Raw genomic sequence first — 1568 nt, forward strand, 5'->3', positions numbered from 1 at the left:
TTCTCAGGAGTATCTCTATAAGCTTCCTGAAAACGAAGAATAACATCAAACTGTCTATCATTTTCATAAAACTTAGTAGCTGCTTGTCCACCAATTGTCATTTCAATTACTGCCTGAACATCCGCTGTACTAATACCATATTTCGCCATTTTTGTATCACTCAATTCTATTCTAAGTTCAGGTAATCCAATATTTTTGTAAACATTGATATCCGTTATTCCATTTACTTTTTCGATAGATAAAGCTACCTTATTTGCATATTTTTCTAAATCATACAAATCATCACCAAAAATCTTAATAACTAATGAACTTTTTACACCTGCTACATATTCTTCAACATTATCTTGAATGGGTTGCGAAAATCCAAATACAATTCCAGGATAATGATTCAGTTTATCTCGCATCTCTTGAATAATCTCTTCTTTTGAAACCTTGCGTTTCCAATCTTTTTCATCTTTTAATTGAATATTAAATTCAATATTGAAAAATCCTGTTGGATCAGTTCCATCATTTGGACGACCTGTTTGTGTTAAAATAAAATCAATTTCATCACAATCTTTCTGCATCAACTCTTTCATCTCTTTTGTTAATCGAGTTGATTCTTGTAAATTGACACTATTTGGTAAAGTTGCACGAATGTAAATTGCTCCTTCATTCAATTTCGGAAGAAATTCTGATCCATAATGTGAGAACTTAAACAAACAAAGAGCTAAAATCCCTAAAAAAATTCCTATTGTTGCTTTTTTATAACGAAATGCTGTTTCATATAATCCGAAAATAGTTTTCTGAAAAAATCGAGTAATAAAGTTCTCTTTCTCCTCCATATTTTTCTTAAAAAGCAACTTACACATTGCAGGAACATAAGTTAGACTTAATATTAAAGATCCTAATAATGCGTATCCCAATGTAAATGCTAAAGGAGAGAACATTTTACCTTCCACTTTTTGGAATGAAAATATCGGTAATAAAGCAACAATAAGAATAAGTAAGGCAAAGAAAATATAAGAAGCTACACTTCCAGCACTTTTCTTTATAACGCCCATTTTACTCATTTTTGCGAAACGTTCTGCTCCTACTTTATGTTGCATGGTTGCTAAAGCAACAAAAACTGTTTCCACAATTACCAAAGTTCCTTCTAACAACAATCCAAAATCCAATGATCCCATTGAAATTAAATTCGCTGGTAATCCTTGTATTTTCAACATAATAATTGCGAACAAAAACGAAAGCGGTATAACCGAAGCTACAATAAATGTTGATTTCCAATTATATAAAAAAACAAAAACAATTAATGATACTAATAAAATACCTTCAATGATATTTTTAGAAACCGTATGTACTGTATTATCAACCAATTTGGTACGATCTACAACTGTTTCAATTTTTACATTATCTGGTAAAGTTCTTGTATTTAATTCTTCAATCTTTGCTTTCAGATTTCCAATGACTTCAGATGGATTTTCTCCTCGTAACATAATAACGATACCTTGTACCATATCATCATTTTCATTATAACCAACTTGTCCTAATCTAGGTTTATTTGAAACAACAACATCTGCTACATTTTT

At 30.3% G+C, this 1568-nt stretch carries 1 protein-coding gene; it reads right to left on the reverse strand.

Annotated elements, in window-relative coordinates; genetic code table 11:
• A partial coding sequence (locus Q0616_RS06835; protein WP_298776014.1) for an efflux RND transporter permease subunit occupies nt 1-1568 on the reverse strand: 1568 nt, incomplete at both ends.

Source organism: uncultured Empedobacter sp. (assembly GCF_937930195.1).
Taxonomy (GTDB): domain Bacteria; phylum Bacteroidota; class Bacteroidia; order Flavobacteriales; family Weeksellaceae; genus Empedobacter; species Empedobacter stercoris.